The organism is Phenylobacterium sp., from assembly GCF_030645195.1.
Classification (GTDB): domain Bacteria; phylum Pseudomonadota; class Alphaproteobacteria; order Caulobacterales; family Caulobacteraceae; genus Phenylobacterium.
Genome location: NZ_JAUSLW010000198.1, coordinates 84,387 through 103,902 on the forward strand (window position 1 = coordinate 84,387; position 19,516 = coordinate 103,902).

General features: G+C 69.0%; 15 protein-coding genes. 11 read left to right on the forward strand and 4 right to left on the reverse strand.

Annotated elements, in window-relative coordinates; genetic code table 11:
- Positions 1 to 77: 77 nt before the first annotated feature.
- Together Q7T09_RS17340 and Q7T09_RS17345 are read left to right on the forward strand one after the other, a co-directional pair.
- Positions 78 to 941, forward strand: a complete 864-nt coding sequence (locus tag Q7T09_RS17340; protein WP_304701405.1) for a hypothetical protein — start codon at positions 78 to 80, stop codon at positions 939 to 941.
- Between the two features lie 2 nt (positions 942 to 943).
- Positions 944 to 2,107, forward strand: a complete 1,164-nt coding sequence (locus Q7T09_RS17345) for a hypothetical protein (protein WP_304701406.1) — start codon at positions 944 to 946, stop codon at positions 2,105 to 2,107.
- On the opposite strand, the gene Q7T09_RS17350 is transcribed toward Q7T09_RS17345, so the two are convergent.
- Entirely contained in the window at positions 2,104 to 2,931 is an 828-nt protein-coding gene (locus Q7T09_RS17350; protein WP_304701408.1) for a DUF6270 domain-containing protein, read from the reverse strand. The two genes, Q7T09_RS17345 and Q7T09_RS17350, sit on opposite strands and share 4 nt — an antisense overlap.
- Positions 2,932 to 3,098: 167 nt before the next feature.
- Between Q7T09_RS17350 and Q7T09_RS17355 the strand changes: the two genes are divergently transcribed.
- The 4 genes from Q7T09_RS17355 to Q7T09_RS17370 all read left to right on the forward strand — a co-directional run bounded on the left by Q7T09_RS17355 (position 3,099) and on the right by Q7T09_RS17370 (position 10,335).
- On the forward strand, positions 3,099 to 4,829 hold the full coding sequence (locus tag Q7T09_RS17355) for a type I secretion system permease/ATPase (RefSeq protein WP_304701409.1): 1,731 nt from the start codon (positions 3,099 to 3,101) through the stop codon (positions 4,827 to 4,829).
- Complete coding sequence (locus tag Q7T09_RS17360) at positions 4,826 to 6,193, forward strand: HlyD family type I secretion periplasmic adaptor subunit (RefSeq protein WP_304701411.1); 1,368 nt, start codon at positions 4,826 to 4,828, stop codon at positions 6,191 to 6,193. Before Q7T09_RS17355 ends, Q7T09_RS17360 begins: the two co-directional genes overlap by 4 nt.
- A 224-nt stretch (positions 6,194 to 6,417) precedes the next feature.
- Positions 6,418 to 8,541, forward strand: coding sequence for a calcium-binding protein (locus Q7T09_RS17365; RefSeq protein WP_304701413.1), 2,124 nt, complete (start codon positions 6,418 to 6,420; stop codon positions 8,539 to 8,541).
- Between the two features lie 102 nt (positions 8,542 to 8,643).
- Complete coding sequence (locus tag Q7T09_RS17370) at positions 8,644 to 10,335, forward strand: glycosyltransferase family 4 protein (RefSeq protein ID WP_304701414.1); 1,692 nt, start codon at positions 8,644 to 8,646, stop codon at positions 10,333 to 10,335.
- 249 nt (positions 10,336 to 10,584) lie between these two features.
- On the opposite strand, the gene Q7T09_RS17375 is transcribed toward Q7T09_RS17370, so the two are convergent.
- Complete coding sequence (locus tag Q7T09_RS17375) at positions 10,585 to 11,646, reverse strand: M23 family metallopeptidase (protein WP_304701415.1); 1,062 nt, start codon at positions 11,644 to 11,646, stop codon at positions 10,585 to 10,587.
- A 58-nt stretch (positions 11,647 to 11,704) separates the two neighbouring features.
- Positions 11,705 to 12,427, reverse strand: coding sequence for a sulfotransferase domain-containing protein (locus Q7T09_RS17380; protein ID WP_304701417.1), 723 nt, complete (start codon positions 12,425 to 12,427; stop codon positions 11,705 to 11,707).
- Between the two features lie 220 nt (positions 12,428 to 12,647).
- Between Q7T09_RS17380 and rfbF the strand changes: the two genes are divergently transcribed.
- The 5 genes from rfbF to Q7T09_RS17405 are packed head-to-tail and all read left to right on the forward strand — an operon-like array spanning position 12,648 to position 17,194.
- Positions 12,648 to 13,421, forward strand: coding sequence for a glucose-1-phosphate cytidylyltransferase (gene rfbF / locus Q7T09_RS17385; RefSeq protein WP_304701419.1), 774 nt, complete (start codon positions 12,648 to 12,650; stop codon positions 13,419 to 13,421).
- Complete coding sequence (gene rfbG, locus Q7T09_RS17390; protein WP_304701420.1) at positions 13,418 to 14,476, forward strand: CDP-glucose 4,6-dehydratase; 1,059 nt, start codon at positions 13,418 to 13,420, stop codon at positions 14,474 to 14,476. The genes rfbF and rfbG overlap by 4 nt, the downstream gene beginning before the upstream one ends.
- Positions 14,476 to 15,717, forward strand: coding sequence for a class I SAM-dependent methyltransferase (locus Q7T09_RS17395; RefSeq protein WP_304701422.1), 1,242 nt, complete (start codon positions 14,476 to 14,478; stop codon positions 15,715 to 15,717). The genes rfbG and Q7T09_RS17395 overlap by 1 nt, the downstream gene beginning before the upstream one ends.
- The gene (locus tag Q7T09_RS17400; RefSeq protein WP_304701424.1) at positions 15,717 to 16,247 is read left to right on the forward strand and encodes a dTDP-4-dehydrorhamnose 3,5-epimerase family protein; all 531 of its coding nucleotides are present in this window, start codon (positions 15,717 to 15,719) and stop codon (positions 16,245 to 16,247) included. Before Q7T09_RS17395 ends, Q7T09_RS17400 begins: the two co-directional genes overlap by 1 nt.
- A 2-nt stretch (positions 16,248 to 16,249) precedes the next feature.
- Entirely contained in the window at positions 16,250 to 17,194 is a 945-nt protein-coding gene (locus Q7T09_RS17405) for an NAD(P)-dependent oxidoreductase (RefSeq protein ID WP_304701426.1), read from the forward strand.
- Here the strand turns inward: Q7T09_RS17405 and Q7T09_RS17410 are convergent.
- Positions 17,191 to 19,476, reverse strand: coding sequence for a tetratricopeptide repeat protein (locus Q7T09_RS17410; RefSeq protein ID WP_304701427.1), 2,286 nt, complete (start codon positions 19,474 to 19,476; stop codon positions 17,191 to 17,193). The genes Q7T09_RS17405 and Q7T09_RS17410 overlap by 4 nt on opposite strands.
- Positions 19,477 to 19,516 lie beyond the last annotated feature (40 nt).

A 19,516-nucleotide genomic window follows, 5' to 3' on the forward strand; every position in this document is an offset into this window, starting at 1 on the left:
CCCACGCCAGAGCCTCGGCTTGCGTGGGCGCCGGCGGTTCCCTACCGTGCCGCTCCCTTTCCGTAGCCGGCTGTTCGATGCGAATCCTCGTCACCATCGCCCACTATTTTTCCGCCGAGGCGAACCCGCGTCACGCCTCCACCCGCGAGTCGCGCCGCGAGGATCGCAAGCGGGCGGTCGAGGAGGTGATCTGCGCCTATCGCGGTCAGTTCGGGACTTCCACCACCATGGATGTCGGGACCAAGAGCTTCCAGCCGGGGGTGGGTTCCGACGACGACATCGACATCGTCGCCGTGACCACTCACGAGAAGCACCTGCTGGAGCCGGACTTCTGCCGCACCTATGGGGTGAAGGTCGCCAAGCTGGAACTTGAGAACCCCCGCATGCTGGGGTTCAGCGCCCACCAGATCATGGCCCAGCGGGCCAACCAGTACGATCTCTTCGTGTTCAGCGAGGACGACCTGCGGGTCAATGATCCGAGCTTCTTCTCCAAGCTGGCCTGGTTCAACCAGGCCTATGGCCAGAAGCGGGTGCTGTCGCCCAACCGCATCGAGTGGAACCGCAAGGCCCCGACCCTGAAGACCTATATCGACGGCGATCTCAATGCGCAGATCGCCGACCAGATGAACGCCTTCGTCCCCGACGACGACGCCCTCTACGGCGCCCCCCTCGGCCGCCAGATGGTGATGCGTCGGGCCCGCAACCCCCATTCCGGCTTCTTCGCCCTGACCCGCGACCAGCTGAATTACTGGATGCGGCGGCCCCACTGGATGGACCGCGACGTCAGCTTCATCTCGCCCCTGGAGAGCGCGGCCACCCTGGGGATCGCCAAGACCTTCTCGATCTACAAGGCCTTTGGCCGCTCGGCGGGCTTCCTCGAGATCGAGCATCTGGATTCGGGATTCTCGAGCCTGAAGATGCCCGTCATTCCGCCGCTCTAGCCGTGGCGACCTCCGCGACCCCAGGCCAGGACGGCCCCGATCTCCTCGCTAAGGTCGAGACCCTGGCCCTGCGCCACGCCGCCCTGCGCGAGGAGGTGCAGCGGGCCCAGACCGCCGAGGCCCTGACCCGCTCCCGCCTCAGCCAGGCCCTGGCCCAGGCCCTGGTCGCCAACGCGCAGGCCCAGGCCCAGGGGCGGGCGGCCGCGGCGGCCGCCTATCGCGCGGCGGCCGCCCCGAAGATCCGGGCGACGCGCCGCAACCGGATCAAGCGTCGCCTCGACCGAGTTCTGGCGGGCCTGCGGTCCCTGGGCGGCGCCCTGGTGATCGCCCGTTCTGGCCTCTGGCGCGGCGGCGATCTGCGGGGCATGGCGGCCTATGCGCGGCGCGGGCCCGACGCCGGCCTCCAGCCGCCGGCGCTCCTGGACCAGGCCTGGTATCTCACCGCCTATCCCGACGTGGCCGCCGGCCGGCTGGCTCCCCTGGTCCATTATGTGGCCCAGGGCTGGATGGAGGGCCGCGCGCCCCATCCGCTGTTCGACCCAGCCTTCTACAATGCGCGCAACGCCGCCGACCTAGCGGCCACCGGCCTGTCGCCCCTGGAGCACTTCGTCCACATCGGCGCGGCGCTCGGCCTCGATCCCCACCCCCTGTTCAGCATCGGCCACTATGTCGCCCAGGCGCCGGAGTTGGCCCAGAGCGGCGAGAACCCTCTGGCCCACTATCTGCGCCAGGGCTGGAAGGACGACCTCGATCCGCATCCCCTGTTCCAGGCCGCCCGCTACCGCGCCCGCCTGCGGGGCGAGGCGGCGCAGGTTCCGGCCCTGGTCCACTACGTCACCGAGGGCTCGGCCCGGAGCCTGAAGCCGCACCGGCTGTTCGATCCGGCCTGGTATCGCACCGAGTATCCCGACGTGGCGGCGGGCGGCTTCGAGGCTCTGAGCCACTATGTGGTCGCCGGAGGCCGGGAGGGCCGCAACCCCGGGCCGTGGTTCGACGTCGGGCGCTACATGGCCCTGCGCGGCGACCAGCTGCGGTCCGATGTCGACCCGCTCACCGACTATCTGCAGGGCGGCGCCTGGACGGTGGCCGAGCCCCTGGTCGTCGACGGCGTCGATCCGCGCCTGACCCCCCTGGAGCGCTGGGCGTCGCTGTCCGACGAGGGCTAGAGTCCGAGGTCCCGCAGCTGGCGCCAGATGTCCCGGTAGTAGTCGGCGACATAGTGGAAGGGGCTCAGGCCCCAGCGATGCCCGACGTCCCCCATCCGCAGGCGGGGGTCGGCCCGGACCCGAGACGCGCCGGTGAGGGCGGCGAATCGGTCCTGGTAGCTGCGCAGCAGGGCGTTGTGGGCGTCCAGCCGGCCCAGGTTGCCGTCGAAGATCATCACGTCCTGGTCGAAGTCGTGGGGCTGGCCGGCGCGGTCCAGGTAGCGCTGCGCCCACTGGCTCTCGTGCAGGATGATGCGAGCCTCGCGCAGGGGCGTCTGGCGCAGGAAGGCGGCCAGCTCGACACAGGCTTCGCCCCAGAGCTGGTCGCACTCGGCCGAGGCCCGCGGCACGATCCGTGCATGGGAAAAGTCCGGCTGGGTCAGATAGCCGCTGACCTCGAGCTCCCAGCTGTGCGTTACCAGGGTGTCGCGCGCCGCCAGGAGGTCGAAACGTTCGTCGATGAAGTCGAAGATCACATGGGTGGGACGGTGAGCGATCAGCGCGGCCAGAGACGACTTGCGCAGGTCGGCCCTCACGGCGTTGTTCTGATGCCGCGCCAGGCCCGGCGGCGGATCGGCCGCGACCTCGACATCGGCCAGGGGCCGGGCGAACAGGCTCGGCAGGCTGGTGCGCGAGATATAGAGCAGGTCCGCGGGCGCTTCGCCCAGGATCGGCCACAAATCGCGGGTTATGCAGCTGCCGATTATTGCGACCCTGGCCACCCGGGCACGTCTCCCATCACAACTCTGTCGCCCGCTCCTTACCACAGCTCGCCCGGTCGCCATCCCGCGTCGGGGGCGGCCGCGCCCGCCCGCCTCGGGCGTGCGGCATTGACATCCCCAAGGGCGCCGATCATCTCTCGCCCGCTCATGCCGCCCGCTGTCGTGACAGTTGGCGCCCACGATCCGCGCTGCGAACCTTCGCCCGCAAGTAACGAGACGGCCTGGCGCCCATGAAGATCTTCAAGCTGCTGTCGGCGGACCAGCCGAACAATCCGCTCACGCGGTCGATCCGTGAAGGCTATCCGTCCCTGGCCGTGGCCTTCGTCTTCACGATGGTCTCCAACCTGCTCTACATGGCCCTGCCGCTCTACACCTTCCAGATCTATGGGCGGGTGATGAGCAGCGGCAGCATCCCCACCCTGCTGGTGATCACCTTCGGCGTCCTGGCCACCTTCGCGGTCTCCGGCGTCATCGACCACTACCGGTCCAAGGTGCTGATCAACTTCGGCGTGGTGATGGACCAGCGGGTCTCGGGCCACGTCTTCTCGGCCCTGTTCGACGGCGTTGTGCGCGGCAATCCGGCCATCCGCTCCCAGGCCCTTCGCGACCTCGACTCCTTCCGCCAGATGCTCACCGGCCCCACCTTCGGCGTGGTCTTCGACCTGCCCTGGATGCCGATCTTCATGATCGTGCTGTGGATCATCGACCCCCTGGTGGGCATGGTGACCCTGCTGGGGGCGGTGGTGCTGGTGATCCTGACCCTGGCCCAGGACCGCGTGACCCGGCCGATGCTGGGGGAGGCCAACGACGCGGCCCTGCGCAGCTATTCCTTCACCGACGCGGCCCTGCGCAACAGCGAGGTGGTCCGGGCCATGGGCATGGTGGAGCCGCTGGGCGGCCGCTGGGCGGTCTTCCGCCAGGTCACCATGGACCGCAGCGCCGAGGCCAGCACCCTGGCCAGCGCCATCTCCAACGTCAGCAAGTTCTGGCGCCAGGGCATCCAGGTGCTGATCATCGCCGTGGGCGCCTATCTGGTGGTCAAGGGCACGATCCACATGGCCCTGCTGTTCGCCAACATGATCCTGGCCGCGCGCGCCCTGCAGCCCATCGACCGCCTGGTGGGGTCCTGGGACGGCATGCTCCAGGGCACCCGGGCCTTCGACCGACTGATGCTGATGTTCGGCGACTACAAGCCCGCCAAGCCGGTCACCGGCCTGCCCCGCGCCACCGGCCGCCTCTCGGTCGAGGCCGTCAACTTCGTGCCCCCGGGCGGCCAGAGATTCGTGCTCCAGGGAGTCAACTTCAAGATCGAGCCCGGCGAGATGCTGGGCATCATCGGTCCCTCCGGCGCCGGCAAGTCGACCCTCTCGCGTCTGATGATGGGGATCTGGCAGCCGAGCAACGGCAGCATCCGCCTCGACGGCGCCGACGTCTTCACCTGGGACCGCCAGGACTTCGGCAGGAACGTCGGCTACCTGCCGCAGGACACCGAGCTGTTCGCCGGCACCATCCGGGACAATATCGCCCGCTTCCAGCCCGGCGTGGACGACAGCCATGTGATCACCGCGGCCCAGCTGGCCGGGGTGCATGACCTGATCCTGCGCCTGCCCAAGGGCTATGACACCGACCTCGGGGAGAGCGCCCACGTGCTCTCGGCCGGGCAACGCCAGAGGATCGGACTGGCCCGCGCGGTGATGGGCCAGCCCCGCTTCGTCGTGCTCGACGAGCCTAACGCCAGCCTCGACTCCGAGGGCGAGGACGCCCTGATGTCGACGCTCGACGCGCTCAAGGCCTCCGGCGTCACCATCGTGGTGGTCTCGCACAAGCCCAACCTGTTCCGGGCCGCCGACAAGATCCTGGTCCTGCGCGAGGGCCGCATGGAGCTGTTCGGCCCGCGCGATCAGGTCATGGCCCGCTTCACCCAGCCGGCCGCCGTACAAGCCATAGGCGCCGCGCGATGAACCGCGAAGTCACCCCGCTCAAACCCTATGTGACGCCGTCCTTCAGCGGCGCCGAGCAGAGCCTAGATCCGGAGCTGAAGCGCAAGCTGCGGCAACCGATGATCATCGGTGGGGCCGTGGTCGGGGTCTTCGTGGTCGCCACGATCCTCTGGGCGGCCGTCGCGCCGATTCGCAGCGCGATCATGGCGCAGGGCGTCGTGCGGGTGGAAGCCAACCGCAAGGTCATCCGCCATCGCGAGGGCGGCACCGTCAAAGCCATTCCGGTCAAGGAAGGCCAGCACGTGACCTTGGGCCAACCGCTGCTGATCCTCGACGACGTGCAGCCGCGGGCCTCCGTCGACGTCTTCCAGAACCAGTATGACGCCCTGGCCGCGCAGAGCGCGCGCTTCGAGGCCGAGGCGACGGGCCGGCGCGTCCTGGCCTTCCCGGCCAGCCTCACCAACCGCATGTCGGACCCCCGCGTGGCCGGCCTGATCCGCGATCAGCAGCTGCTGTTCACCACCCGCCTGCAGTTCTTCGACAGCCAGGCCGATGTGCTCAACCAGCGCCAGAGCCAGATCGAATCCCAGATCTCCGGCGTGCAGGCGCAGCTCGACGCCCTGGAGGAGTCGGTCCGGCTGACCAAGGAAGAACTGGCCGGCTATCAGACCCTCTATGAGAAGGGCTATGCGCCCAAGACCCTGATCCTGCGCTATGACCGCAGCCTGGCGGAGCTGGCCGGCCGTCGCGGCGCCCTGACCTCCGAGATCACCCGCCTGCGCCAGCAGAAGGGCGAGACCCGAATGCAGCTCAACAGTCTGCGCGATCAGCGGGTCAGCCAGGCGGCCGAAGGGCTGCGGCAGATGCAGTCGGGGCTGTCGGACGTGTCGCCCCGACTCACCGCCGCCCTCCAGACCCTCGAGCACTCAGTCCTGCGCTCGCCGGTCGACGGCTACGTGCTCGACCTCAGCCAATCGACCATCGGCGGCGTGATCGGCTCCGGCGAGGTGCTGATGAACATCGTGCCCGCCAACGCCCCGCTGATCGTCTCGGCGCGAATCAAGCCCGCCGACATCGATGACGTTAAGGTTGGCATGAAGGGCCAGGTGCGGCTCACCGCGTTCAACTACCGCAAGGTCTCGCCGGTGGAAGGCGACGTCATCGCCGTCTCGGCCGACCAGCTCAGCGATCCGAAGTCCGGCGAGGGCTATTTCCGCGCCGATGTCCGCATTCCGCCGGCCCAGCTCGCGACCCTGCCGAAGGGCGCCAAACTGAGCCCTGGCATGCCCGCGACGGTGTCGATCACGACCGGGACGCGCACCATCCTGTCCTATGTCGTCAGCCCGCTGACCGACACGATCCGCGACTCCTTGAAGGAGGACTGAACAGGGGGCGAACCGTCCTCGCTCGCGCCTGTGGAAGGGGTGGGTTGCCCGCCGTTTTTACTGTTGCGCATTTTCGACGGTTCCGATACGTCTTCCTCGGGCTCGTTTAACCTTCGCCACGACCATGTTATGGCGGACGGTAAGGACTTCCTGGGACCGCGCCATTCGGCAATGGTGGCCAGGCGTTTTCAGGCGGTCCGTGTGACACATGACTGGAGAGACTCATGGCTACGTACTATTTCGACACAATGACGGCGGCGAACGCGGCGGCCTTTGTCGCGGCTGACACCCTCGTCTTCCCCTCGGCGGCCACGGCGACCGCCGTTTCCGTCGTCTACGTTCCGGCGGCGGGCGCTAGCCCGGCGCGCATCGACGTCACCTACGCCGGCACCACCCGGTCCTTCGACCCGGCGGTGCTGATCACCCAGAACGAAAACAGCGTCTTCGCCGACGGCACCGAGCTGGTCATCGGCTCGAACAACACCGACACCATCGCGGTGGCCTCGGCCGGCGCTGACGCCCTCTACGGCGGCGCGGGCGACGACACCCTGAGCGGCCTGGACGGCAAGAACTACGCCCAGGGCAACCAGGGCGCCGACAGCATCCTCGCCGGCACCGGCGCTGACACCCTGCTCGGCGGCCAGGGCAACGACACCATCGCTTCCGGCACGGGCGCCAACTACGTCCACGGCAACCTCGGCAACGACAGCGTCGTCGCCGGTGCGGGCACGGGCGCTGACACCCTGCTGGGCGGTCAAGGCGACGACTACCTGGACGCCATCGACGGCGCCAACCTGGTCTTCGGCGACCTGGGCAACGACACCGTGGTCGGCGGCACGGGCGCTGACAGCCTGCTCGGCGTCGACGGCGCCGACAGCGTCTTCGGCGGCGATGGCGCGAACTCCCTCGACGGCGGCGTCGGCAGCGACACCATCACCTCCGGCATCGGCAACGATGTGATCTTCGGCGGCGACGGCGACGACAGCATCAACGCTGGCACGGGCGTGAACTCCGTCCAGGGTAACCAGGGCAACGATAACATCACCGGCGGCGCTCTGGCCGACAGCCTGCTCGGCGGTCAAGGCAACGACATCATCGCGACTGGCGCGGGCTCCAACTACGCCCACGGCAACCTCGGCGATGACTCGGTTCTCGGCGGCGCTGACACCGACACCATCCTGGGCGGCCAAGGCGCCGACACCATCGACGGCGCTGGCGGTTCGGACCTGATCTTCGGCGATCTGGGCTCCGACTCCCTGGTGTCCGGCGCTGGCGCTGACACGGTCTGGGGCGGCGACGGCGACGACGCTGTCTCCAACGTCGGCGGCGGCAACGACATCGCCGATCTGGGCGTGGGCAACGACGCCTACACCGGCGGCGCGAACAACGACACCGTGACCTCGGGCGCCGGCAACGACGCCATCAGCCTCGGCGACGGCACCAACTACGCCACCGGCGACGCTGGCAACGACTCCATCCTCGGCGGCGCCGGTGGCACCGGCCGTGACACCATGTTCGGCAACGACGGCGCCGACACCCTCTCGGGCGCCAACGACACCAACTACGCCGACGGCGGCGTTGGCGCCGACAGCCTGCTGGGTGGCACGGGTCTCGACACCCTCCTGGGTGGCGACGACGCTGACACCATCGCCGGTGGCGTTGGTGGCACCAACCTCGCCGACGGCGGCGCGGGCGCGGACAAGATCACCACGCTCGCCGGCGCTGACACCATCACCGGTGGGGCCGACGCTGACACCATCGACGGTGGCGCTGGCGCCAACAACGTCTCCGGCGGCACGGGCAACGACTCGATCACGGTCGCGGCTGGCGCTCAGACGATCGCTGGTGATGATGGCAACGACACCATCAGCAGCACGGGCGCGGGTACGGGTTCGCTCTCCGGTGGGGTCGGCAACGACTCCATCGTGGCGGGTTCCGGTGCCGAAACCCTCACGGGCGGCGCTGGTGTTGACACCATCGCGGCCGGTGCGGGTGGTGACGCGGATCGCTTCGTCTTCGCGGCGGGCGACTCCTCCTCCACCTCGATCGACCTGATCTCGGGCACGGTCGCCTTCACCGCTGAAGACACCTTCGCTCTGGGTGTCACCGGCACGGCGAGCAACTTCCTGATCGGCACGACGGCCACCAGCCTGTCGCAAGCCATCACGGATGCGAACTCGCTGATCACTGGTGGTTCGCGCGACATCGTGGTGATCACGGTTTCGGGCACCGCCAGCGACGACGGCACCTACGTCTTCGCCGACAGCGCCGGCACCAACACGATCGGTAACGCGATCAAGTTGACGGGCGCCACCGGCACCATCGACCACACCGACTTCGTCGCCTAAGACCGACGACGACGGACCAAGGTTTGGGGCCGCCCTTCGGGGCGGCCCCTTTCTTTTGGGCGAATTTGTAGAGCCTGCGAATATCCGCTACGGCCTAGGCCGATGAGCAATGCGGCGATCTTTTTTCATCCCGACGGCTATGACACCACCGGCGCCCGGCTGATGGGCCGGCACTCCGCGGGGGAGAGCTTCCTTCGCGGCTTCCTGCGGCACGGCGACATCGACCGGCTGCACCTGTTCAACGCCGGCACACGTCCGCCGGCGGCCCTGCAACCGCTCCTCGACCGGATCGAGCCCAGCACACGGCCGGTGACCTGGCTGAACAGGATGGGCCGCGGCCGACTGGCCGATCCCGGATGCCTCTACCTTCCCCAGCCCACCCTGGCGGCCGAGGCCTGGCTGCGCAGTCCCCTGGGCCGTAACCGCTACAGCCTCTGCGGCATCACTCACACCACCGCGACCCATCGGGCCACCGACATCATCGCCGACATGATGACCTCGCCGGTCGAGGCCTGGGATGCTCTGATCTGCACCTCCGACGCCGTCCGCTCGGGGGTCGAGGTTCTGTTGGAGGCGACCCGGGAGGACCTGCGGGCCCGGCTGGGAGCCACGCGCTTCCCGACCCCGGAACTCGCCACCATCCCCCTGGGCGTCAACGCGTCGGACTTCGCCGCCAACGACCAGGCCCGCGCCGACTGGCGCGCCCGTCTGGACATTCCCGCCGACGCCGTCGTCGCCCTCTATCTCGGTCGCTTCCACGCCGCGGGCAAGATGAACCCGGCCACCATGGCCCTGGCCCTGGAGGCGGCGGCCCAGCAGACGGGCAGGCCGATCTACTGGATCGTGGGCGGATGGTCGGCCACCGACGAGACCACGGCGCTCTTCCACGCGCAGACCCAGGCCTACTGCCCCAGCATCCACTATCGGCCGGTGGACGGCCGCCCGGCCGACACCCGATTCTCCCTCTGGTCGGCCGCGGACTTCTTCATCTCGTTCTCGGAGAACGTGCAGGAGACCTTCGGCCTGACCCCGGTGGAGGCGATGGCCGCGGGGCTGCCTTCGGTGGTCACCGACTGGGACGGCTACCGAGATACGGTCCGCCATGGCGTGGATGGCTTCCGTATCCCCACCACGGCGCCGCGCCCCGGGCTTGGGCGCGACCTCGCCTATCAGTTCGCCAACGACTGGATCACCTACGAACTCTATCTGGCCAGCGCCGCCCAGATGACCGGCGTCGACCATGGCGCGGCCACGGCGGCGATCGTGGCCCTGGTCAGCAATCCCGAGCTGCGGGGCGCCATGGGGGCCGCCGCCGCCCGCCAGGCTCGGGAGCATTTCGATTGGTCGGCGATCATTCCGCGCTACCAGGCGCTGTGGTCGGAGCTGGCGGCCCGGCGAGCCGCGGCCGCGAGGGCGGAGATCGGCGCCTCCACCAGCCCGATCGACAATCCGCGACGGCTCGACCCCTTCCAGCTGTTCGAGACCTATCCGACCGGCATTCTCTCGGCCGTCGACCGCCTGCGCGTGGCGCCGGCCATGACCTGGGAGATGGGGCGAGACCGCCTGACCCTGCCCCTGGGTGCGCTCGGCGCCTGGGCCCTGCCCAGTCTGACGGAGGCCGAGGCGGTATTCAGCCATCTCTCGGCGCGGCCGGAGGCCAGCGTCGCCGAGATCCTCGAGACCTTCCCCGTCAACCGACGGTCATTCCTGGAACGCGGTCTGCTATGGCTGGTGAAATTCGGCATCGTCGAGCTCGTCGCCCCGCCAACGGTCACCAATCGCTCCGCAAGCTGACGAGACCGCCGCCGCCGCCGAGGACGTTGCGCAGACTTCATGGAATTGAGGAGGCGAGAGGCCGGGCGGCTCACCCAGGGGCTGACCGCCCGGCCAAAGCGACACAGCCTTGGAGAGCTCGGCTGACAAAAAACTGTAATCCAATTCAACGGCGGAAAAAAGAAAATCCCGCTGCAGGCGAAATCAACAGTTCGCGAGGAGGCGCGGCCGGCGGCGGCTTGGCCGCGCATCCGAGGCCGAATCACTCGCCTAAAAGGTCAGGCGCTCCTGGCGTTCCACCACAACAGCACCGCGCCGGACGACAGTATAGAGCAAGGTATAACGACCCTTCGGCCACCCCGCAGCGGGGCGTTTCTTGCCCACATAGACTAGGTATTGGGCCTTGTCGCGATCCAGGGGCGGTAACTGCGACTGGGCCAGGATCTGGCCGGCCGGGTCGGTCAGGGTCACGTTCTGGATATCTCCGCCCCCTAGCTTGATGGCGCGCACGTAGGCGATGAGCATCGGGCTGTCGGCCGTGGGCGCGGCGATCCCCCCAGCCTCCACGGCCTGCCCGGAGACCGGGGCGGCGGCGAAGCCGATATTGAGCACCGCACCCTGCTGATAGGCCAGTTTCCGGGCGGTGGCGGGATCCCACAGGCTCGATCCCGGGGCGGCGCCCGGGTCGCAGGCCGCGCCTGGGGTCGGCGCGAAGGGGTCGATGGTCACCCCGTCGTGGCGCACGGTGAGGTGGAGGTGGGGATACTCGGTATTGCCCGAGAGGCCGACCTTGGCGAGGGGGCGGCCGGCCTCGACCCTATCGCCGGTCTTCACGACGATGCTGCCCCGGGCCAGGTGGCAGTACTGGGTCTCCCAGCCGTTCCCGTGGTCGACCACCACCCCGTTGCCGCACTCGCGGTTGGCGACATCGACGCCGGCGGTCCGCACCGAGATGTCCTCCACCCCGTCGCGTAGGCGGGCGACCAGACCCGGGGCGGCGGCGAGCACCAGGACGCCGGCGCGCTGGGCGGCCATGTTGGGGATGCGGAAGTCGATCCCGCCGTGGGCCTCATAGGTCTGGCCCCCGCAGCGGTAGTCCTGGACCCCGGGGCCAGGGTCGCGATCCAGGTAGTTCTGCACCGCGCAGTCGACGCCTATGGCGCAGGCGATGGGCAGGGCCAGGCGCGGGGCGTCGGCCGGCGGCGGGACGATGGCCGACACCGGCGCCGCCGGAGCCGGGGCGGGTTTGGGCGCGGTGGCCGCCGGCGTGCCGGGACCGCAGCCGGTAATCAGGGCCAGGAGGGCCAGGGCGGCGTAACGGTTGACAGTCATCGGTATGGCTCCCTGAAGCCGCGATCCTGGGGGTCTGCTGGGACGGAACTGTGACGCGTCAGAAGCCGATCCCGGTCAGGGCCTGCAGCCGGGCGAGATCGGCGGCGTAGACGCCGCGCAGGTGGTCGACATCGGCGGGCTCCAGCCCCGCCATCTCCTGGCCGACATGGATGGCGCGGGGGCTGGTGGGCGGCGGCGGGGGTGCGCCCAGGAAAGCGCAGACCTCTCCCAGCACCCGGTTGGGATCGGCGCGCAGGTCCTCGGCCTTCAGAGCCAGGATCTGGTCACGGGGAAAGAGGGCGTAGAGGCGCGCGAACTGCTCGCCGTAGAAGCCGCGCTCCACATAGGAGTATTCCCGGTGATGGCCCCAGGGCTGGCTGTCGAACAGCCGTTGGCGGCCCTGGCGGACGCACCAGCCGAAGGGCTCGCGCTCGGCGCCGCGGGAGGTCTCCATCCGCCAGTGGGACCAGGCCCGCTCGACGGGATCGCGCAGCATGACGATCAGGCGCATGGCCGGATTGTAGGCCGCGATCCGCTCCAGGCTCCGCGGCCAATAGAGATAGATGGGGGTGGCCTCGCCGACCACGGCGCCTGGGCCCGGCGCGAACTGGGCGTGGTAGGCGCCATAGTCGGGGTTTCTCCAGTCGACGGTCTCGTCGTCGAAGAAGTGGACCTCCTTGATGGTCGAGAGCGAGATTCCCGGGACGTCGCCCAGGTGATCGAACAGGGCCGTCGTCCCGGCCTTCTGCACACCGGCGATGATGAAGTCGACGAGGGGCATGGTTCCTCTGGGCTCACCCTGCGCGCGAGGCGGGGCGGCCCCGACCTACGCTTGGCGTGGATACGACTTCATGCGCGCGACGACACGCGATAATAGGAAGGGGACTGCGCCGCCGGCCCTCGACGGGCCCCGCGCGGCGCCACGCTAGAACGGGTTTCAGAGCCTTGACCGCCAAGATCGACACCGCCGCGCATGCCGGCAAAGCCCCCGCGAGCGGCCGATGAAGGCCGTCATCCTGTGCGGCGGGCTGGGAACCCGCATCTCCGAGGAAAGCCACCTGAAGCCCAAGCCGATGATCGAGATCGGCGGCCGGCCCATCCTCTGGCACATCATGAAGCTGTTCTCCCACTACGGCTTCAACGAGTTCATCATCTGCCTTGGCTACAAGGGCTACGTGATCAAGGAGTACTTCTCCAACTACGTGCTCCACAACGCCGACTTCACCGTCGACCTGGCCAATGGCTCGATGGAATACCACGCCACCAATCACGAACCCTGGAAGGTCACCCTGGTGGAGACGGGCCCGGAGACCATGACCGGCGGGCGCCTGAAGCGAGTGGCCAAGTACCTGACGCCGGGCGAGTCCTTCTTCTTCACCTATGGCGACGGGGTGGCCGACGTGGATCTTGCGGCCCTGGCGGCCTTCCACAAGGCGCACGGCAAGCAGTCTACGGTGACGGCGGTCTCGCCCCCCGGCCGCTATGGCGCGCTCGACATCGTCAATGGCGCGGTGGAGCGGTTCATCGAGAAGCCGCCCGGCGACAACGGGCTGATCAATGGCGGCTTCTTCGTCCTGCAGCCCGAGGTGGTCAGCCGCATCGCCGGAGACGAGATCCCGTTCGAGTCCGCGCCGCTGGAGGGCCTGGCCGCCGACGGCGAGCTGATGGCCTGGCGCCACGAGGGCTTCTGGGCGGCCATGGACACCCTGCGCGACAAGAATCAACTGGAGGCCCTGTGGGCCTCGGGCAAAGCGCCCTGGCACGTCTGGAAATGAGCCGACCCGATCCCGCCTTCTGGTCGGGCAAGCGCGTCCTGCTCACCGGCCACACCGGCTTCAAGGGCTCGTGGGCGGCGATCTGGCTGACAGCGCTCGGCGCCAGGGTCACCGGCCTGGCGCTCGCCCCCGACCAGACGCCCGCCCTGTTCGACCAGGCGGGCGTCGGGGCCCTGATCGAGTCGAAGATCGCCGACCTGCGCGACCAGGCCGCCGTCGAGGCGGCGCTGAAGGGCCGCGAGTTCGATCTGGTGCTGCACATGGCCGCCCAGCCGATCGTGCGGGCCTCCATCGAGGATCCGGTGGCCACCTTCGCCTCCAACATCCTGGGCACCGCCCACCTGCTGCAGACCCTGCGCGGTCAGGCCGCCCTGAAGGCCGTCCTGGTGATCACGTCGGACAAGGTCTACGCCAACGCCGAGACCGGCCGGGCCTTCTCCGAGACCGACGCCCTGGGGGGCAAGGACCCCTATTCGGCTTCCAAGGCGGCGGCCGAGATCGTCACCCAGAGCTTCGCCCGCAGCTTCTTCGACAAGGCCGGCGTGCCCGTGGCCACGGCCCGGGGCGGCAATGTCATCGGCGGCGGCGACTATTCCCGCGACCGGATCGTCGCCGACATCGTCCGCGCCGGTCAGGCCCAGGGGGTGACGGTGCTGCGCCATCCGGAGGCCACCCGACCCTGGCAGCATGTGCTGGACTGCGTGGCCGGCTACCTGACCTATCTTGAGCGCCTGGCCACCGATCCCGCCGCGCCCCGCGCCCTGAATTTCGGCCCTCGCCCTGGCGGGCCCGAGGTGACGGTGGGCGAGCTGGCCACCACCGCGGTCAAGGCCCTGGGCGCCAAGCCCTGGCGCCACGAACCCGACCCCAATTCCCTGGAAGCCCGGTCGCTGGGCATCGACGCCAGCCTCGCCAAGCGGGTGCTGGGCTTCGAGAGCCGCCTCGACGCACCGGTGGCCGTCGAATGGACCATGGACTGGTATCGCCTGCAGGCCGACGGCGGCGACGCCCTCACCCTGTGCCGGGACCAGATCTCGCGTTACGAAGGCCTTTGATGACTGCTCCCACCTGCCGCTTCTGCCGTGCGCCGCTGACCCAGGACTTCATCGACCTGGGAAGCCAGCCCCTGGCCAACAGCTATCTGACCAAGGCCCAGCTTGAGGCAGGGACCGAGAAGTCCTATCCGCTGCACACCCGCGTCTGCGGCAGTTGCTTCCTGGTCCAGGCCGACGACCCGGTGGCGGCCGACGACATCTTCGACGAGGGCTACGCCTATTTCTCCGCCTATTCCGCCAGCTGGGTGGCCCACGCCAAGCGTTACGCGGAAGCCATGGCCAAGCGATTTGGCCTGGGGCCCCAGTCCCTGGTGGTGGAGGTGGCCTCCAACGACGGCTACCTGCTGCAGCACTTCAAGGCCATGGGCATTCCGGTCCTGGGGATCGAGCCGACGGCCAACACCGCCGAGGTGGCGGTCCGCGAGCGCGGCATCCCCACCGAGGTCTCGTTCTTCAACGACGCCACCGGCCGCGCCCTGAAGGCGCGCGGGATCGCCGCCGACCTGATGGCCGGCAACAACGTGCTGGCCCACGTGCCCGACATCGGCGACTTCGTGGCCGGCTTCCAGCACGTGCTGAAGCCGCAGGGGGTGCTGACCTTCGAGTTCCCGCACCTGCTCAACCTCATCGAGCTGGTGCAGTTCGACACCATCTATCACGAGCACTATTCCTACCTGTCCCTGCTGGCGGTGGAGCGGGTGCTGCGGGCCAACGGCCTGCGTCCCTTCGACGTGGAGCTGCTGCCGACCCACGGCGGGTCGCTGCGGCTGTTCTGCGCCCATGAGGCGTCCAGCCATCAGGAGACCCAGGGCTTGAGGGACCTGCGCGCCCGCGAGCAGGCCGCGAACCTGGACAAGCTGTCGGGCTATCAGGGCTTCACCGCCCGGGCCGAGGCGGTGCGCGCCGACTTCCTGGCCTTCCTGGCCAAGGCGAAGGCGCAGGGCAAGCGGGTGGCGGCCTATGGCGCCGCGGCCAAGGGCAACACCTTCCTGAACTATGCGGGCGTGGGGACCGACGACATCGTGGCGGTGTTCGACGCCAATCCGCACAAGCAGGATCACTATATGCCGGGCAGCCACATCCCGATCTACGCGCCGGCCAAGGTGGACGAGATCAAGCCGGACTACCTGCTGATCCTGCCCTGGAACCTGAAGGACGAGATCACGGGCCAACTGGCCCACATCGCCGACTGGGGCGGCCGCTTCGTCACCGCCTCGCCGGAGACGAAGGTCATCAGCTGATGCGGTTTTCGGGCACGGCCATCGACGGGGTGACGGTGGTGGATCTCGAACCGTCCACGGACGAGCGCGGGTCCTTCGCCCGGCTGCACTGCCCCGACGAATTCGCCGCGGCGGGTCATCCCTTCGTTCCGGCCCAGACCAGCCTGTCGCGCAACACCGCCGCCTTCACCCTGCGCGGCCTGCACTACGAGGCGCCGCCCCGGGCCGAGGTGAAGCTGGTGCGGGCGACGCGTGGGCGGATCTTCGACGTGGCCGTGGACCTGCGCCCCGACAGTCCCACCTATCTGAAATGGACCGGAGCCGAGCTCTCGGCCGACAATGGCCGGGCCCTGCTGATCGGGGCCGGCATGGCCCACGGCTTCATCACCCTGGAGGCCGAGACCGACGTCCTCTACCAGATCGACCGCATGTTCGAGCCCGGCCACGGCCGCGGCGTCCGCTGGAACGACCCGGCCTTCGGTATCGACTGGCCGGCCCAGCCCGTGGTGATCTCGCAGCGCGACGCCGCCTATCCCGACCACGGAGCCTAGGGATGGCCAGGATCCTGCTCACCGGGGCGACCTCCTTCACCGGGGTCTGGATCGCCCAGGCCCTGAACGAGGCCGGGCACCAGGTGATCGCCCCCCTGAAGCGCGCGCAGGGCGACTATGCCGGCCTGCGCCTGGACCGGGTCGCGCGGCTCAAGGCCGTCGCCGAGGTGACCTTCGAGACGCCTTTCGGGTCCCCGGCCTTCCTCGACCTGCTGAAGACGGCGGGGCCATTGGACATCCTGGCTCACCACGCCGCCGACATCCCCGGCTACCGCAACGCCGACTATGACGTGGCCGCCGGCGTGACCCGCAATCTGGGCGGCGCGGGACCGGTGTTCGAGGCCGCCGCCAAGGCGGGCGTGCGCGGGATCATCGCCACGGGCACCGGCTTCGAAGACGCCGCGGGCGGCCTGGCGGTCTCGCCCTACGGCCTGTCGAAGAAGCTCACCAATGACGGCTTCCGCCACCTGGCCCTGTGGCGGGGCCTGGCCTTCGGCCGCTTCATGATCAACGGCCCCTTCGGCCCGCTGGAGGAGGGGCGGCTGGTCTGGTCCCTGTTCCAGGCCTGGTTCGCGGGCAAGGCCGGCGTGGTTCGAACCCCGGACTATGTGCGCGACAATATCCCCGTGGTCCTGCTGGCGCGGGCCTATGCCGAGCTGGTCGCCGAGATGCTGCAGACCCCGAAGCTGGACCGGGTCTGCCGGCCGGCGGGCTATGTCGGCGCCCAGGGCGACTTCGCCCTGCGGGTGGCCGGCGAGGCCAGCGTCCGGCTCGGGCGCGAGTGTGCGGTGGAGCGCCTGGCCCAGACCGACTTCCCCGAACCCTATCTGGTGGCCAACACCGAGCCGACCCTCACCCGGCCCTGGGACGAGACCGGGTTCTGGGACGCCTATGTCGACTACTACCGCGAGGTCGAGGCCCGGGGCCTGCTCACCGCGCTGGCTTAGGCCTTGCCCGTGACGGCCTTCTCGATGAGGTCGAAGAAGTCGTGGGCGAACTGGGTGGTCTGGCCGATGGGGCTGTTTCGCATCCGCTCGCGCAGGCCGGCCCGCAGCTCGATGATGCGGTCGGGATTCTCCGCCAGGGTCACCGCCGCGGCGATATAGCCGTCGACGTCGCGGGCGCAGAGCTCGGGCAGGTCGCCGTTCATCAGGCTGGAATAGCTGAGCCGCTCGAACAGGGTCTCGCCCACCAGGGTGACCACCGGCGTCCCCATCCAGAGGCTCTCGCAGGTGGTGGTGCCGCCCGTCTGGGGGAAGGTGTCCAGGGAGATGTCCATTTCGTTGTAGAAGGGCAGGTGGGCGCCGCGGACGGCCTCGAACCGCAGGCGGTCGGCGCTGACGCCTTCCTCCGCGAAGATCGCCAAGAGGTTCTCGCGGAAGCTCTCCGAGCCGCCCTCCGGCCGCACGAACATGAACTTCGAATTGGGGACCCTGGCGAGAATCTTGGCCCACGTCCGCACCAGGTCGCGGCTGTACTTGTAGGGATTGTTGGCCGTGCCGAAGGTGACGTAGCCGTTGCGCGCCACCGGGGCCGGGTTCTGCACCGCCACACGCTCGTTGAAGGCGCCGGCCGACAGGGCGAACCAGCCGTGCGGCAGGACCAGGGGCTTTTCGATCAGCAGGCCGTCGTGCTCGGGCAGCATGAAGGGATCGACGATGAGGTAGTCGATGGCCTTCAGGCCCGCCGAGTGAGGATAGCCCAGCCAGCTCGCCTGCAGGGGCGCCGGCTTGTAGGCCATCACCGTGAGCTTGTTCATGTGGGTCGAGCCCCCCAGCTCGATCAGCATGTCCAGCTGGTCGTCGGCGATCAGCTGGGCGGCGTCGCGGTCTCCGATGTCGGGGTTCCAGCGGAAGCCCTCCACCATCCCGGCGATCCGCTTCTGGGTCGGGTCTTCCTGGCCCGTATAGTAGGAGTAGCAATAGACCTCGAACCGCGCCCGATCGTAGTGCTCGAACAGCGGCAGGGAGAAATAGGCCACCGGGTGCGCCCGCAGGTCCGAGGACATGAAGCCCACGCGGATCTTGCCGTTGGGCTGGCGCGGGGCCGGGTGGGTGATCGGGCGGCGGGCCACGGCGGTCTCGATCAGTTCGCCCCATATGCGGTGCTGATGCAGGAGCTCCCGGCGGTCTTCGGGCGTGCGCACGCGGGCCAGGTGGGAGAGCAGGGCGGTGTGGCGGCCGTTTGAGGCCCACAGCCGGCCCAGGTGCTGGAAGTCCCCCAGGGCGTCGGCGGCGTCGTAGTCGGCGACCCGGACGAAGATGTCGCTGGCCACCTTCACCGGCCCCGCGCCGTCGCCCGCCTTGCCGATCACCGGCTTCAGAAGCTGGTAGGCGCGCTCAAGGTGCTGCGCCTCGTCGCCGTGCCGCGTCCGGGAATAGCTCTCGGCCAGGGCCATCTGGAACTCGGCGTTGTCCGGTTCCAGCTCGTGGGCCTTCTCCAGGTAGGCGTTGGTCCGCACCCGGTCGAAGTCGGCCAGAGTCATGCCGAGCTGGTAGTGGATCCAGCCCTGGTCCCCCAGCTCGGTCAGCAGGCTGAGGAGATAGTCCTCGGAATCCTTGTTGCGGCCGGCGCGGCGCAGCATCACGGCCTTGGCCTCGCGCATGCGGTGGCTGTCGACGAGCGCCGCCACGGCCCGGTCGAGGACCGGCAGGGTCTCGGCCGCGCTCTTCACATCGGCGGTCAGTGAGGTCAGGTCCAGCCAGGCGTCGACATAGTCGGGCTTGAGCTTGACCGCGAGGTTGAAGCGCATCTCGGCCTTTTCCAGGTCGCCGGCGTTCCAGAAGGCGCGGCCGAGGGAGCGCTGGTGCTCGGCGTTGGTGGGGCCCTGGCGGAGGATGCGGGTGAAGACCTCGATCGCCGCCGGACCGTTCTTCATGTCGTTGAAGATGTTCCCGCGATTGATGTGGGCGGTCATGCTCTTGGGATTGAGCTTCACCGCGCGATCCAGGGCCTTCAGGGCCTCGGGGTAGCGGTTCAGGCGCCGCAGGGCGACGCCCAGGATGTTCCACAGGTCGTAGTCGCGGGGATAGCGGCTGGTGGCGATCTCGGCCCAGTGCTGGGCCTGGTCGTAGAGCTTCTGGCGGATGAGCAGGGCCGTGAAGTTCTGATAGACCCGCACCGGGGCGTCGGGTTCGCGGGTCAGTTCCTCGGCGGTGAGGCGGATGCCTTCGTCCCGGTTCCCGGCCTTGAGGGCGGCTTCGGCCTGGGCGAACCGTTCCATTGACATCGCGGCGTCCTGTCACGCGTGAGGGCTCGGGAATCCGAGG

Coding starts and splice junctions, on each gene's coding strand:
- Q7T09_RS17400 (WP_304701424.1), top strand. CDS start 15,717: ATGCGGTTTTCGGGCACGGCCATCGACGGGGTGACGGTGGTGGATCTC.
- Q7T09_RS17395 (WP_304701422.1), top strand. CDS start 14,476: ATGACTGCTCCCACCTGCCGCTTCTGCCGTGCGCCGCTGACCCAGGAC.
- rfbF (WP_304701419.1), top strand. CDS start 12,648: ATGAAGGCCGTCATCCTGTGCGGCGGGCTGGGAACCCGCATCTCCGAG.
- Q7T09_RS17405 (WP_304701426.1), top strand. CDS start 16,250: ATGGCCAGGATCCTGCTCACCGGGGCGACCTCCTTCACCGGGGTCTGG.
- Q7T09_RS17355 (WP_304701409.1), top strand. CDS start 3,099: ATGAAGATCTTCAAGCTGCTGTCGGCGGACCAGCCGAACAATCCGCTC.
- Q7T09_RS17340 (WP_304701405.1), top strand. CDS start 78: ATGCGAATCCTCGTCACCATCGCCCACTATTTTTCCGCCGAGGCGAAC.
- Q7T09_RS17410 (WP_304701427.1), bottom strand. CDS start 19,476: ATGTCAATGGAACGGTTCGCCCAGGCCGAAGCCGCCCTCAAGGCCGGG.
- Q7T09_RS17365 (WP_304701413.1), top strand. CDS start 6,418: ATGGCTACGTACTATTTCGACACAATGACGGCGGCGAACGCGGCGGCC.
- Q7T09_RS17360 (WP_304701411.1), top strand. CDS start 4,826: ATGAACCGCGAAGTCACCCCGCTCAAACCCTATGTGACGCCGTCCTTC.
- Q7T09_RS17375 (WP_304701415.1), bottom strand. CDS start 11,646: ATGACTGTCAACCGTTACGCCGCCCTGGCCCTCCTGGCCCTGATTACC.
- Q7T09_RS17380 (WP_304701417.1), bottom strand. CDS start 12,427: ATGCCCCTCGTCGACTTCATCATCGCCGGTGTGCAGAAGGCCGGGACG.
- rfbG (WP_304701420.1), top strand. CDS start 13,418: ATGAGCCGACCCGATCCCGCCTTCTGGTCGGGCAAGCGCGTCCTGCTC.
- Q7T09_RS17350 (WP_304701408.1), bottom strand. CDS start 2,931: ATGGCGACCGGGCGAGCTGTGGTAAGGAGCGGGCGACAGAGTTGTGAT.
- Q7T09_RS17370 (WP_304701414.1), top strand. CDS start 8,644: ATGAGCAATGCGGCGATCTTTTTTCATCCCGACGGCTATGACACCACC.